The sequence below is a fragment of the Paenibacillus sp. NPDC101420 genome, from assembly GCF_050277435.1.
Lineage (GTDB): Bacteria > Bacillota > Bacilli > Paenibacillales > Paenibacillaceae > Paenibacillus_AQ.
In genome coordinates this window covers 84,234-97,217 of record NZ_JBNNSE010000009.1, presented here as the reverse complement: position 1 = coordinate 97,217, position 12,984 = coordinate 84,234, and the positions used below count along the sequence as shown (strand labels likewise).

13 protein-coding genes are annotated in these 12,984 nt (G+C 44.0%); 8 read left to right on the top strand and 5 right to left on the bottom strand.

From position 1 onward, the window contains the following. Positions 1 to 274 precede the first annotated feature (274 nt). Both ACQKMP_RS27165 and ACQKMP_RS27160 read left to right on the top strand, forming a co-directional pair. Positions 275 to 976 (top strand): ABC transporter ATP-binding protein, encoded by a 702-nt coding sequence (locus tag ACQKMP_RS27165; protein ID WP_042184895.1) that lies wholly within the window; start codon positions 275 to 277, stop codon positions 974 to 976. 13 nt (positions 977 to 989) lie between these two features. After that, positions 990 to 3,635 carry an FtsX-like permease family protein gene (locus ACQKMP_RS27160; protein WP_427472014.1) on the top strand — a complete coding sequence of 882 codons (2,646 nt, stop codon included), beginning with the start codon at positions 990 to 992 and terminating at the stop codon, positions 3,633 to 3,635. Between the two features lie 120 nt (positions 3,636 to 3,755). Here ACQKMP_RS27160 and ACQKMP_RS27155 read toward each other — a convergent pair whose 3' ends face one another. The 3 genes from ACQKMP_RS27155 to ACQKMP_RS27145 all read right to left on the bottom strand — a co-directional run bounded on the left by ACQKMP_RS27155 (position 3,756) and on the right by ACQKMP_RS27145 (position 5,879). Next, positions 3,756 to 4,214 (bottom strand): GNAT family N-acetyltransferase, encoded by a 459-nt coding sequence (locus tag ACQKMP_RS27155; protein ID WP_341127179.1) that lies wholly within the window; start codon positions 4,212 to 4,214, stop codon positions 3,756 to 3,758. Positions 4,215 to 4,234: 20 nt separating this feature from the next. Continuing rightward, positions 4,235 to 5,227, bottom strand: a complete 993-nt coding sequence (locus tag ACQKMP_RS27150) for a DUF4003 family protein (protein ID WP_076300281.1) — start codon at positions 5,225 to 5,227, stop codon at positions 4,235 to 4,237. Positions 5,228 to 5,312: 85 nt separating this feature from the next. Next, positions 5,313 to 5,879, bottom strand: a complete 567-nt coding sequence (locus tag ACQKMP_RS27145; protein WP_076286126.1) for a TetR/AcrR family transcriptional regulator — start codon at positions 5,877 to 5,879, stop codon at positions 5,313 to 5,315. A gap of 195 nt (positions 5,880 to 6,074) precedes the next feature. On the opposite strand from ACQKMP_RS27145, the gene lpdA reads away from it, so the two are divergent. From lpdA to ACQKMP_RS27130, 3 genes are read left to right on the top strand one after another with little or no spacing between them, the layout of a single operon-like run. Continuing rightward, entirely contained in the window at positions 6,075 to 7,469 is a 1,395-nt protein-coding gene (gene lpdA / locus ACQKMP_RS27140; RefSeq protein WP_427472011.1) for a dihydrolipoyl dehydrogenase, read from the top strand. Continuing rightward, entirely contained in the window at positions 7,466 to 8,098 is a 633-nt protein-coding gene (locus tag ACQKMP_RS27135; RefSeq protein WP_427472009.1) for an HlyD family efflux transporter periplasmic adaptor subunit, read from the top strand. Before lpdA ends, ACQKMP_RS27135 begins: the two co-directional genes overlap by 4 nt. Next, the gene (locus ACQKMP_RS27130; RefSeq protein ID WP_427472007.1) at positions 8,082 to 9,242 is read left to right on the top strand and encodes an ABC transporter permease; all 1,161 of its coding nucleotides are present in this window, start codon (positions 8,082 to 8,084) and stop codon (positions 9,240 to 9,242) included. Before ACQKMP_RS27135 ends, ACQKMP_RS27130 begins: the two co-directional genes overlap by 17 nt. A gap of 1 nt (position 9,243) precedes the next feature. Here ACQKMP_RS27130 and ACQKMP_RS27125 read toward each other — a convergent pair whose 3' ends face one another. Further along, on the bottom strand, positions 9,244 to 9,867 hold the full coding sequence (locus ACQKMP_RS27125) for an NAD(P)H-dependent oxidoreductase (protein ID WP_042184911.1): 624 nt from the start codon (positions 9,865 to 9,867) through the stop codon (positions 9,244 to 9,246). Positions 9,868 to 10,035: 168 nt separating this feature from the next. On the opposite strand from ACQKMP_RS27125, the gene ACQKMP_RS27120 reads away from it, so the two are divergent. Continuing rightward, complete coding sequence (locus ACQKMP_RS27120) at positions 10,036 to 10,710, top strand: MarR family transcriptional regulator (RefSeq protein WP_427472005.1); 675 nt, start codon at positions 10,036 to 10,038, stop codon at positions 10,708 to 10,710. A 2-nt stretch (positions 10,711 to 10,712) separates the two neighbouring features. On the opposite strand, the gene ACQKMP_RS27115 is transcribed toward ACQKMP_RS27120, so the two are convergent. Beyond that, positions 10,713 to 11,651, bottom strand: coding sequence for a helix-turn-helix transcriptional regulator (locus ACQKMP_RS27115; protein ID WP_379425879.1), 939 nt, complete (start codon positions 11,649 to 11,651; stop codon positions 10,713 to 10,715). Between the two features lie 96 nt (positions 11,652 to 11,747). Here ACQKMP_RS27115 and ACQKMP_RS27110 point away from each other — a divergent pair, with 96 nt between their 5' ends. Continuing rightward, positions 11,748 to 12,197: a VOC family protein gene (locus ACQKMP_RS27110; protein WP_379425881.1), complete on the top strand. Its 450-nt coding sequence runs from the start codon at positions 11,748 to 11,750 to the stop codon at positions 12,195 to 12,197. A gap of 198 nt (positions 12,198 to 12,395) precedes the next feature. Beyond that, a complete protein-coding gene (locus ACQKMP_RS27105; RefSeq protein WP_042184917.1) occupies positions 12,396 to 12,977 on the top strand; it encodes a TetR/AcrR family transcriptional regulator in 582 nt (193 codons plus the stop codon). Positions 12,978 to 12,984: the final 7 nt, after the last annotated feature.

Genomic DNA, 12,984 nt, shown 5'->3' with positions numbered 1-12,984 from the left:
CTGATCACCTGTTTCTGATTGTTCTTGTTCTTTCACTCTTGCCTGAAAAGAGTGAATAAAACAAAGTGATTATAACATTATCAATTGACTAAGTATCGTTTACGGTAAAATTTCCTTGTTACATTATTGTTACAAAAAAATGAACTTATTAATGATGTGAATTTATCCTTGAGTAATGAGGGTTTGCCATTCGGACTTGGGCGTTCTAATTATGATAAACTGAAACAATGTAAAGTGATTAGGCTTGGTTTGGATAGAGACAGGAGGATGGAGAATGAGCTTTGTTGCTGTCAAAAATGAGTACAAGCGTTACAAAATGGGTGAAAGTGTGATCGTTGCCAACGACGGAATTGATTTTGAGATAAATAAAGGTGAGTTTGCAGTGATTGTCGGCCCCAGCGGTGCGGGCAAATCGACGGTGCTTAATATTCTTGGCGGGATGGATTCTGCTGACGAAGGCCAGGTCATTGTGGACGGTACGGACATAGCCAAGTTCAGTGCCAAGGAGTTGACGGGCTACCGCCGCAATGACGTGGGTTTTGTGTTCCAGTTCTATAACTTAGTGCCGAATCTTACCACACTGGAGAATGTTGAGCTTGCTTCTCAGATTTCCCCGCGTGCACTAGATGCGCGTAAGGTGTTGGAGGATGTGGGATTAGGTGCACGGCTGGATAATTTTCCGGCTCAGCTGTCTGGTGGTGAGCAGCAACGTGTCGCTATCGCCAGAGCGCTAGCTAAACAGCCGAAGCTGCTCCTTTGCGATGAGCCAACAGGTGCGCTAGATTACAATACTGGTAAGCAAGTGCTTAAGCTGCTTCAGGATACCTGCCGTAACACAGGCACTACGGTCATCGTAATCACGCATAATTTGGCGATTGCGCCAATGGCAGACCGGGTTATTGAGATTAATAATGCTAAGGTACGGAAGATGGTAACCAATCCTTCGCCAGTATCCGTTGAAGATATCGAATGGTAAGGAGAAGGCATCTATGAAAAAGCGTGCGTTATGGAAAGATATTTTTCGTGAAATTAGGCACACTAAGGCCCGATTTATTTCGATTTTTGCAATTATCATGCTGGGCGTTAGTTTCTTTTCTGGCATCAAGTCAGCCGGTCCAGATATGCTGGATACAGCCGGAACCTTTTACAAAGAGACGAGGCTGATGGATCTGAAGGTGCAGACCAACTATGGTTTGACCAAAGATAATATCGAACTGCTGAGCGATGTACCGGGGATCGATGAAGTTCAGCCAGGTTACAGCGCAGATGTGTTTAGCGGCGATAATGCTTTGATACTCAAAGTCCATTCTTACGATTCAGATAAACCTCTTAACCAGTACAGTATGATTGAAGGACGTCTTCCAGAGGATTCCGGAGAAATCGTATTGGATGACAAGCTGGCTGGAAAGTATGCGCTGGGCGACAAAATAACGTTCAGCGGAGCTGGAACGGATGCGGAGTTGTCGAACAACTTTGAAACTTTGAATTATACTGTTGTGGGCTTTGTGCGAAGTCCTCAATTTATAGAGAAGAGTACCCGGGGCACCAGCGGAATTGGTAAAGGGACGGCGGATGCATTCGCAGCGATCCCAGAGTCAGATTTTAAGCTCCCGGTCTATACGGAAGCCTATCTATCCTTCAAGGATACAACCGGAGTGAAGGCTTATTCACCAGAGTATGAGGGATTGATCGAGCAGCATACCAAGTCAGTAGAGCAGGTGATGTCCAGTGTGCCGGAAGCTCGGCTTGCGGAGATGCGCGCGGAAGGTGAGAAAGAGCTGTCCAGTGGACGGGGCAAGGTGGCCGCCGCCGAGAAGCAGCTCGCCGATTTAAAGCGCCAGTCAGAAGTGGTGCAGCAGGGACAAGCTGCAAACATGAAAGCCATTGCTGATGGACTGGTCTCTGCCAAGGCGGAACTGGCTGCAGGGGAGCAAAAGCTTGCAGAACTAGGGCTCCCGAAGGTCTATGTCACAGACCGAAGTGCCAATCCAGGATATGCCGAATATAAAGACAACGCTGATCGATTGTCGGCAATAGCAAGTGCTTTCCCGGTATTCTTTTTCCTGATTGCTGCGCTGGTCAGCTTGACGACTATGACTCGAATGGTCGAGGAGCATCGTTTGCAGATCGGGACACTTAAAGCGCTTGGGTATGGCAACCGTGACATTATGGCCAAATTCTTGGTTTATGGTACACTCGCCAGCTTGACGGCTTCGGTTGCGGGACTTGCGCTCGGTTTTACCATGTTTCCAACCATTATCTATAATGCGTACAGTTCGCTTTATAATCTGCCGGATCTTATCAAAAGCTTCTATCCGTCGTATTCCATCATTTCCATTATAGTGGCGCTTATCTGCACTACATTGACGGCTTGGATTGCCGCACGTGTAGAGCTGCGTAGCAATGCTTCTGTGTTAATGCGTCCGAAGGCGCCAAAGAGCGGGCAGCGGATTCTACTGGAGAGAGTTACGTTTGTATGGAAACGGCTGAGCTTTGTTCAGAAAGTTACCGCACGGAATTTATTCCGCTACAAGCAGCGGATGTTCATGACTGTGTTCGGCGTGGCCGGCTGTACGGCGCTAATTCTGACCGGGTTTGGTCTTAAAGACTCGATCGGCAGCATTGCCCCTCAGCAGTTCGGCACGATTATGAAATATGATGCACTTGTAGCGCTGCATGAAGATGCGTCTGCTGATGTGCGGGATGCCTACGAGCAATTGATCACTGGCGAGTCCACTATAACTGGATCACTAAGTGTGGCACAGGAAACGATGAAAGCGCATGGCAGTGGTGTAAATGATCAGGATGTGCATATGTTCATCCCTGCATCTGTTGATGCGATATCCGATTATGTGGAGCTGCGGGATCGAGTGAGTGGAGAAAAACGCACGCTTTCGGACGAGGGCGCTATAATCTCGGAGAAGCTGGCTAAATTATACGGGCTTGAACCCGGCGACCAGTTGAATGTGGTGGACAAGGATAACGAGACATTCAAGATTAAGGTCATAGGGATTACAGAGAACTATGTAATGCACTATGTTTATATGACACCTGCGTATTATTCTTCCGTATTTGGACAAGAACCGGTGTTCAACACAGAGCTGCTGAAGTATACCACGCACGATAAAGCATGGGAGGACAAGTTCGGCGAGAAGCTAACGGATAATGAGGGAGTGGCCGCGGTCAGCTTTTCCAGCAACGTAGGTACTGCCTTTGATGACACCATGAAGAGTATGGATGTTGTAACCTTGGTACTCATTGTATCGGCTGCTGCTTTAGCTTTTGTCGTCCTCTACAATTTGACCAATATTAATGTCTCTGAGCGGATCAGGGAACTATCAACCATCAAGGTATTGGGATTTTATGATAAGGAAGTAACGTTGTATATTTACCGCGAGAATATGCTGCTAAGCCTACTTGGCATTGTAGCCGGATCGGGTCTTGGCATTATATTGCACAGCTTCGTCTTGAATACAGCTGAGCTGGATGCGACGATGTTCGCGCCGATTATTAAGTGGCCAAGCTATGTGTATGCCGCGCTATTAACACTGCTGTTCTCAGGCATAGTCATGGCTTTCATGCATATTAAGCTCAAACGGATTCATATGATTGAGGCGTTGAAGTCGGTAGAATAAGCGGAGCTTCCACACCAAAAACAAAAGTTGATCCTACTTAAACACAAAGGACCGCTTCGAACAGCCATTGTTATGGCTACTCGAAGCGGTCTCTTTTGCTTTGAGAGGAGATGGAATCTTTTAACGTGAGCCGATCGATAACTTCATATGCAGGATAGGAAAAGGATTCCCCTGTTCATCCAGTGCAGAACGCTCAAAAACTTGAAAACCCATATGCTCATAGAAACCTAAGGCCTGCGGATTTTGTTCATTTACATCAACGTAACGTACGTTCAGTGTCTGAATAGCATAAGCAACGAGCGATTTACCAATTCCTTTTCCCATTGCAGCAGGTTCTACGAATAGCATTTCAATCTTGTTATCCTGAATCCCTATGAATCCAAGCGATTGGTCATGGTCATCTATAAAAGCAAGCAGATGACTTATATGCTCCATCCCTTGTATAACCAGTGGCCGCAACGCATCAATGTCCTGTTCAGACAGGAATAGATGTGTATGCCGCACAGATAACTCCCAAATATTCAGTAGACGGTATAAACATTCTTCATTTCTAGCGGTGATTGGTTGTATCGAGTCCATGTCTTCCCTCACATTTCCACTTAATTCGAAGAAGATGAAGCTGCAGCCGCAGCCGACGCAGCCGCAGCCCCAGCAAGAGCAGCCTGCTGTGCGATCACAATATTAGTGATGCTGGTGGAAAGCATCGAGGTTACAATGCCGCTTTGCACATCCTCTACATATTTGAAGGCTACCAGCGCAGCTGACAGCAGTAGCAATTCCTGCTTTACAATGGACCAGCTGCCAAAGCCTTTTTTGGTACGCAGTAATTCGAAGGTCTCTGAGACTTCCGTAACCATGTCCTTATTGTTGGAGGAGAGCAAAGTTAGCACGCCCAGCGAAGAAAGGGTATATTCCTTATCTAACCGGATGCCATGTGCACGGAACGCATCTCGTAATGCCAGTACACGATCCGCTGCTTCTGAAGCTTCTTTTCCAAGAACCAGTACCTGTGTCAGAGCTTGCACACTGTTCCCCGACATAAATTCAGGCTTTAGTGTAGTGTAAAGCTGCTCCATCCGGTCGATGCCGCTGTCCACGTCGATATCGGAAAGGCCGAGCATGGCAGAGAAGATATAATCATCATGTCCGGTAAGGAAACGGTGCTTCGCTTTCATGCTATCGTAAAACATCTTTGCGCGTTCTACCGTACGCTGATACTGATCTGTTGTCGTATTAGCGGCGATTTGATAAGCGGCAACGACGAGATAATCAGAGGCTCTAAATTTGACATCCTTCAATAAGTCATACACGGTCAGCGTGTTAGCAAGCTGTTGTTCCTTGTCAGCAGAAAGAGAGAGCATAGTAGCAATACTGATTGCCGAATTCCCCCTAAACGAAGAAAACATTCCGGTATTTTCTTTAATAAGCTCGTGGCTCGCACGAATCGCATCCTCATCTGCACTTTTATTCTCTGCTGTGTACAGTAACCCCGCCAAACGGCTAACCATTGCATTATGCCAAGGAAAAGCCTTTTTGATCCTCTGCGCGTTCTCTGCGAACAATTCAACCCTTGCAGCATACTGCTCGTTCATTGGATACACCCCTCAGTTATCTATAATTCATAATATTACGAAAATTTTCTGAGTTGGATTCATTTGTTTGGGGTGTTTATTGTTTTTAGATCGTAACCAGCTCTTTAGCATACCGTTTGCCTGACGAAAGAAGGCTGTCGCTCAGTTCAGGGTCATTTACAGTCCTTGCAAGAACTAGAGAGCCAACCATGGTGCTGAACAGTGCGCTACCTTTGGAGGGTTCAATTCCCGCCAGATCGGAGATAAAAGCAGTCATCCGCTCCAGTTCCTGGGTGAATACTTGCCGAACTTCTTCGGAAGAATGAGATATCTCGGCAGAAAGGGCAGGGATAATACAGCCCATCTCCGTTTTGTCGCGGTGATACGGACTTAAATAATAGTCAATGACCGCATTGATTTTTGGGTTCTGCTCTTCCTGGTCCGCGACCTTCTGCAAAAGTGCGATGGTATCGCTGATGGCATACCGGCAGGCTTCGGCGACGAGTTGTTCTTTGTTGTCAAAATGTGAATAAAACCCGCCGTGAGTCAATCCGGCTCCCTTCATAATGAATGGAACACTTACATCATGAATGCCATGGGTGCGAAAAGCCTGGGCAGCACTTTCAACAATCGTATTCCGTACTTTTATTTTATGGCCTTTGGGATAGGGCATCATAATCACTCCATAGCTTCATAATTCTACTTTTAAAATATTATATGCATCATAATAAAGCCTGTCAATTTAACGATTCTGAGCACTGTCTGCTTATGAAAGGATAAACACGGTTGTTGACGGTTTTAAAATATGATGGTAATAATATATTACGATCATCATATTTAAAATAGCAGGTACAGGAGGTATCAGGAGATGGGGAATCTTGAGTTCGTAGAAACGTTGGTCATTGGATCAGGTCCGGGTGGGTATGTGGCGGCGCTGCGATCTTCACAACTTGGAATGAGAACGGCGATTGTTGAACGCAATCAGCTAGGTGGGGTCTGCACTAATGTTGGGTGTATTCCCTCCAAAGCATTAATTGCTGAATCCCATCGTTACGAGTTGCTTAGACCGTTCAGCTCTGCGGATGCGGCAGTTTCATTTAAGAATGCTCAGGATTTCAAGCAAGGAATTGTGAATAAGCAGGCAGGTGGAGTTGGCTATTTATTAAAGACTGCAGGTGTGAGCATTTTGGAAGGGGAGGCCAGATTGGTCGATGAGCATACCGCTATTATCAGTCAGTCTGGACAAGAGCAAAGCATTTCTTTTAAAAATGCCATCTTAGCCACAGGATCACGTCCGATTGAGCTGCAAGCCTTTCCAGTTGGCGGACGTGTTTTGTCTTCGACAGAAGCTCTGTCGCTCCGTGAAGTTCCAACTAGCCTAGTAGTTATTGGCGGTGGATATATAGGCGTTGAGCTGGGGCAAATGTATGCCAAATTTGGAACAAAGGTAACGATTCTGGAGGGAGGAGATCAAGTGCTGCCTGGATTTGAGGCGGAGCTTGTGAGCCCTGTTGGAAGGCAGCTGAAAGCTGATGGGATTAAGATGATTACCGGAGCGACAGCTGTGAACGTAGTGCAGAGTGCAGACGCCATCACACTGCATTATTTGAAAAATCAGGAGCAGCTGCATGTGACAGCGGAATATGTGTTAGTCACTGTCGGCAGAAAACCAAATACAGACGGCAATTTAGGGCTGGACCGTATAGGTTTGCCAGTGACGAGCAGGGGGTTCCTTGAGACAGATGAACAGTGCAGAACGGCTATCCCGAATATTTTTGCAATTGGGGATATTACGTCGGGTCCAGCCCTTGCTCATAAGGCGTCCTATGAAGCTAAAATTGCGGCAGAAGCCATTGCAGGTCTTTCCTCCGAGGTTGATTATAGAGCCATTCCGCTTGTTGTTTTTTCTGATCCAGAGCTGGCCAGTGTTGGCTTAAGTGAAACAGAAGCAAAGGCAAAAGGCATCCCGCTGGTTATTGGCAAATCTTCTTTTGGGATTAACGGGAGAGCATTGGCCTTGAGGGAAACGGAAGGGTTCGTCAAAATTGTAGCGGACCCAACCTCGGGAATCGTTATGGGTGCCCAAATTGTTGGAGTAGAAGCATCTACACTGGTGTCGGAGCTTGCCCTTGCCATTGAGATGGGAGCAACTGTAGAGGATTTGGCGATGACCATTCACCCTCATCCCACATTGGGAGAAGTGATTATGGAGGCTGCCGAAAATACGGCTAAAAAAATGGTAAGGGGAGAGAGTGGGAAATGAAGATAAAAGCAGGTTTATATATTGGAATTGCGATTGCGTTAATCGTTGGAGGTTCGCTACTTGCTATAAAAGGAAAGGATGCTGTCAGTCAAGCTGAGAGCAGGAAACAAGGGATTCTTGATGCAGAGCAAAAGACTATATTTTATCAGAACAGTCCAGGGTCAATTGTAGAGGTCAGTGTGGCTGTAGGTGATTCTATAAAACAGGGAGAGGTATTGTTCAAGGTTAAATCCGCTGAAGAAGGAGAAACAGATGTACTCGCGCCGGAGGACGGATCGGTCAACAGGATTGTTGTGAACCCGGGAGATCAAATACAGCTAGGAATGCCAATGGCGGTTTTGCAAAAAAACAACTTTTATACAGACCTTTACATACAGGAGAGCGAAATCCAAAAGCTAAAGGTGAATCAAAGTATTGACGTTCATTTTCCGTATTTGGACCGCCCAGCCGAGGTGACGGGTGTCGTTACTTCCATTGCAGCCGCCCCTCAATTTGCGAGCTTACGCATGTCACGTGAAAAAGGGCAAGCCGATTTAAGCATGTTTCTTGTCCGTATAGCTATGGATGCGAATGCTGATTTGCTTCCGGGGATGACAGCGGAGGTGAAGCTCGATGAAGTCACTGATTGATGAGTGGAAGTACGTGGCGGGCAGTAAGTATTTACGCCTGATTTTTATTGGTCCGCTTATCGCGGCTATATTTTTTGGCTTGATGTTCTCGAAGAATCAAATCAGCGAATCGCATATTGTAGTCATTGATGAGGATCACAGCTCGTATTCACGACAGCTGATCTCTAAAATAAATGCTTCTCCATATATGAAGGTAACTAATGTATACTCCAGTCGCCTAAATCCAGAAACATTATTGGCAAATGAGCAAGCTGTCGCGGTCATCACCCTTCCCAAAGAGTTAGGGCAACATCAGCAGCAGGGGATATCAACGAATCTCGGCATCTTAATGGATAACACCATGCCATCAGGTCTAACCGGCATCCGAACTGCGATTCAGGAAGTCATCCAGACGGAAAATATGACTCTTTCTATGACCCGTTTGATTCAGAAAGGGTTGGATGCCGAAACCTCTAAAGGGCTTGCTTCGCCGTTGTCCCTGCAGCAGCGGATGTTGTTTAATCCGACCACAAGTTATGTGAGCTTTATGGTCATTGGATTTGTGAATATTGTGGTACTGATGATTACAACAAGCGCAGCAGGTTCAATTGCCCCTCGCTTACGGCAGGAGGGGAAACTTTTTGCAAACGGGAAGTCTCCTTGGCAGATTTGGGTTCGTAGTGTACCTTACGCTGTTTTATCAACGATCTCGCTGCTCCTGTGTTATGGCTTGTTAAAGCAGGTGGGGGGAATGCGCTTTGAAGCAGAGCCTTATCTTTTTATTATTCCGCTGTTTGTGTATGCCTTTGCTCTGTCACTTATGGGCCTGTTGATTGGTTATACTGCCAAAGACGTATCCAAAGTTAATTTACGAACTAATTTCGTATTGTATCCGTCGTTTCTTGCCACTGGAATCCAATTGAGCCCATTAGCGTTTCCGGAGTTTTTTCAAATTTCCGCTTGGGCATTGCCGATGAACTGGCTTAATCGTCTTATACGCGGGATGGCTTTTCGGGATGTGGCGTTAACAGCCTACAGTCAGGAGCTGGGAGCACTGCTGATCATTATTGGTGTTGTATCCTTATTCATCGGATTGCTGGTGCTCAGGGAGGCGAACAAATCCGAGGTTCAGCTCTCGAAATCAGTCCCAGCTTCAGTAATCTAATCTACTCTAGTCGTGCAAAACGTTGTTCTGTTTTATTAAGATGCTTCACCCGTTCTTCTAAGCTGCGATCTGACATCCCGGCATAATTATACCAACGGAGGTTCTTCCGTATTCCCATTTTGCGGAAGGTTCCTCTGAACAGAATTTTGGTGATGGGGTTGCCAAAAATCCAGCGATAAAAGAAGTCGGGCGTGTTCATTACGGTCAGCAGTGACACTCCTTTAAGATTCGTGAGCAAGCATTTGAAGGGCCTTCCAGGTTTAATTTCCTCGTAGACAATACCTTTTGCGAATACCTTATCAAGAAAGCCTTTGGTGAGAGCGGGCATGGCCTCCCACCAAATGGGGAATAGGAAGACGATATGATCTGCTGCCATAAGCCGCTGCTGATAATTGGCGACTAGGGGGTCGGTGGTTTTCTTTTGTCGCCAAGCAGCAAGTTCTTCGCGCGACATGACTGGATTAAATCCATCGGCATGCAGATCGATAAGATCAATCGTATGACCTTTGGTGGTAAGACCTCGCATTACGGAGGCTAATAAGGCTGCGGAATAGCTTCGCTGATGGGGGATATTCTCGGACGCTGATGCTCCGTATGGATGATCAAAAATAACTAAGACATTCATATAAATACCTTCTCTTCTTTTTATTGTTTCCTAGAAATAAAATATTAACTATGGAAACAATAATACGTTTTAAGTTTCCTTGTTGTCAATATTATTTCTAGGAAACTTTATTTATGAGCTGTGTCTTGTTAAAATGAGCATAAGATGAATTTACGAGGAGACTTAACAGTGACGCATTCTTTCGAGAACTTACCTAATAAGGATATTATGATAAAAAAATTGATAGATATGATTCCCCAATTACAAAAGCGATTTCAATCGGAGGATGATGAAGAGAAGGCGTGGTTGATTCAGAACTGTAGTAATCCTCTTATCATTGATTTCCTCCAAGACTCCACAGTCATGATGCTGCATGTAATCGATGCAATTGGACAGCTTGAGCCGGTGAATGGCACTACCATTTCGAAGCATTTCGGAATTCCGAAAGGTAGCGTGTCCAAAATCACTAGAAAATTAGTTCTGCAGCAAATTATTCGCACGGAGTTTCTCCCCGATAATAAAAAAGAAGTGCTGTTTCTTACAACACCTCTTGGAAAAGAAATATTCGATTTGCATCAAGCACTACATAAGGAGATGAATAAAGGGATAAATCGGTTTCTACAGAGATATAACACAGATGAATTGTTATTTCTGAACCAAGCGTTCGAGGATACTTTAGAAGCATCATGGGTTTATCCGGAATCGGTTGCTGAAGAAGTACCATTAAATGCTGGAGAATCTCATGAGGCAATGGAAATCGATGAAATGAGTCAAATCGTAGATATGCTTAACCAACTTGATACACGCAATCTTAAGAAAGCTAAGGCCATTCTTCAAGATGTGTTTTTTACCACTTTTGAGTAGCTTTATAATTTCTGATAGTGGCTTAAGAGTTGCTCTAGCTTATCCTGAATCATTTGTTTCAAGCCTTCAGGCTTCACCGCTCTAACATATTGACCATAACGCATGAAATAATTAGCTAGAAATTCTTCTTCGCCTGGATTATAGAATCCTTTTATGACTGTTTTCGGGCCAGCTTCTATTTTCATAGAGGGGTAATGCTCTTTATAAAAAATATCTTTGGCTTGCTCCGCAATCTCAATTTCAAAGTGAATACTGTTCTCGGATTGATAAAATTCTAAGGAACGACTAAGAAGTTCTTCTATAGAATAGCGGGCTGAGCTTTCCTCTTCTTCAATGAAGGTTATTCGATCGCATCTAAACACTCTATATGTATTCGTATTTAACTCTATTCCAGTAGCATACCATTGACCAAACTTCGCGGAAATTCTGAAGAATTGTACAGGGTAGCTTTTTGTCTCGTTATTTTTTGTGTATTCAATGTTACAGGCACATTCATTTAGAATACTTGCCAGGATTTTATCTAAAAAACGACTGACATGCTTATGCTGATACATTTCGAATTGTAGAACCTTTTTCATTTTATGAATCTGGTTGATTTGTGTACTCGATAGACAGTGCTCGAACTTTTCGTTTAGCTTGTTAACACTTAAATGAAAAGGTGTAGATTGATAAGATTCTAGCGTCAGCATAGCAAAGTACAGTGCATAGACTTCATCTATCGTGAAAATAATAGGGGATAACAATCTATTTTTCAAAATACCATAACGTCCGTGTCTTCCATGTTCCGCGAAAATAGGCATACCCAATTGTTCTAATGAAGTAACATCACGTAGCGCTGTGCTTTTTGAAATATTGTATTTCTCCATAAGGTCACTTAGATTGAAAAACTCTCGCCCGTTTAAGTATCTCATCATGTCATTTAAGCGTTCTGATTTCTTCATATAAAAAGCTCCTTATTAAGGTGTCATGTTTTGATACCTTTATATATGATAATAAGTTTAAGATCACATATCAAATATACGAAGGAGATTTACACTATGAGTACAACACTAGAAGTAGCTATTTTCTTATCGATGAAGGGAAGAGCCAAGGAAGCTATAGAATTTTACAAAAAGCATTTTAATGCAGAGGAATTGTTACGTGTTACCTATCAACAACTAGCAGAACGTGACAGCTCCATACAGCTTACGGATGAAAATAAGAATTATATTACTCACTCTGTCCTGTTAATCGGAAAAACAAAAATAATGATAGCAGAAGATACAATGAATACGAATGAGAAATATACAGTGGGTAATAACACTTCATTATGTATTCAAAGTGCTGACTTAGAGGAAATTGAAGGTTTCTATAAAAGCTTAATCACGGATGAGCGCGTAAAAATTATTGCTCCTTTATCTAGTAATGTGTTTAGTAAAGCCTACGGTATCATTGAAGATCCCTTTGGTATTCAAATTCAACTCATGTTTGATGAAAGATTACATTAACCCAAGCACGTTTATGCATTTAAAGTTAACCCATTTCACCGCTCAGCTGATCATAATTCAGGAATTATCCTGACGTTGGTCGGCTTTTTTGCATGTATTGAGGTTTATTTTTTATGAAAACTATTGAATTATTATGCATAGAGATGTATAGTGTTTTTTAATTAACGTTAATTAAGTAAGTAAGGGATGTGGAATGTCTTGACCAAAAACAAGTTGAAAGAAGTAGCGATGCGACTATTCGGAGAGAAGGGTTACGAGGGTACGGCTCTCTCTGAAATTACGAAGGAAGTTGGCGTGAAGACTCCGGCGATCTATGCCTTTTTTGAGAATAAAGAGGATTTGTTTATGACGGTCTTTCGTGAGGCTATGCAGTCCTATAACACTTATATTCAAGAGCTGTCGGAAGAACAGAAAGTACTGAGTGCCCAGGAAAGTCTACGAGGCATATTGTCTAGACAGTATGAGTTCTATCAGAAGAGTCCTGAAGCAAGCAAAATTGTGCTGAGGTATGTGGTCTTCCCACCGGCATTCTTAAAGGAAACGATTGAGGAAGCATTCCTAGAGTCCGACGCGATGCTGACGAAGATCATTGAACAATTCATCTCAAAAGGGATGGAAGAGGGCGTAATTCGCGATCAATCCGTGCAGCTTCTCACAGATGCTTTTCTCAACTTGATGGATGGATTAAGCATGCAGTATTTCTATTACACTTCTAAAGGAATTTATGAGCGTAAGCTAAACCATGCGTTTGAAATGTATTGGAAGGGTGCGTCCTCATAGCGCTACA

Excerpts from the sequence above, each read along its gene's own strand:
- ACQKMP_RS27165 (WP_042184895.1), top strand. The coding sequence starts at position 275 with ATGAGCTTTGTTGCTGTCAAAAATGAGTACAAGCGTTACAAAATGGGT.
- ACQKMP_RS27160 (WP_427472014.1), top strand. The coding sequence starts at position 990 with ATGAAAAAGCGTGCGTTATGGAAAGATATTTTTCGTGAAATTAGGCAC.
- ACQKMP_RS27155 (WP_341127179.1), bottom strand. The coding sequence starts at position 4,214 with ATGGACTCGATACAACCAATCACCGCTAGAAATGAAGAATGTTTATAC.
- ACQKMP_RS27150 (WP_076300281.1), bottom strand. The coding sequence starts at position 5,227 with ATGAACGAGCAGTATGCTGCAAGGGTTGAATTGTTCGCAGAGAACGCG.
- ACQKMP_RS27145 (WP_076286126.1), bottom strand. The coding sequence starts at position 5,879 with ATGCCCTATCCCAAAGGCCATAAAATAAAAGTACGGAATACGATTGTT.
- lpdA (WP_427472011.1), top strand. The coding sequence starts at position 6,075 with ATGGGGAATCTTGAGTTCGTAGAAACGTTGGTCATTGGATCAGGTCCG.
- ACQKMP_RS27135 (WP_427472009.1), top strand. The coding sequence starts at position 7,466 with ATGAAGATAAAAGCAGGTTTATATATTGGAATTGCGATTGCGTTAATC.
- ACQKMP_RS27130 (WP_427472007.1), top strand. The coding sequence starts at position 8,082 with ATGAAGTCACTGATTGATGAGTGGAAGTACGTGGCGGGCAGTAAGTAT.
- ACQKMP_RS27125 (WP_042184911.1), bottom strand. The coding sequence starts at position 9,867 with ATGAATGTCTTAGTTATTTTTGATCATCCATACGGAGCATCAGCGTCC.
- ACQKMP_RS27115 (WP_379425879.1), bottom strand. The coding sequence starts at position 11,651 with ATGAAGAAATCAGAACGCTTAAATGACATGATGAGATACTTAAACGGG.
- ACQKMP_RS27110 (WP_379425881.1), top strand. The coding sequence starts at position 11,748 with ATGAGTACAACACTAGAAGTAGCTATTTTCTTATCGATGAAGGGAAGA.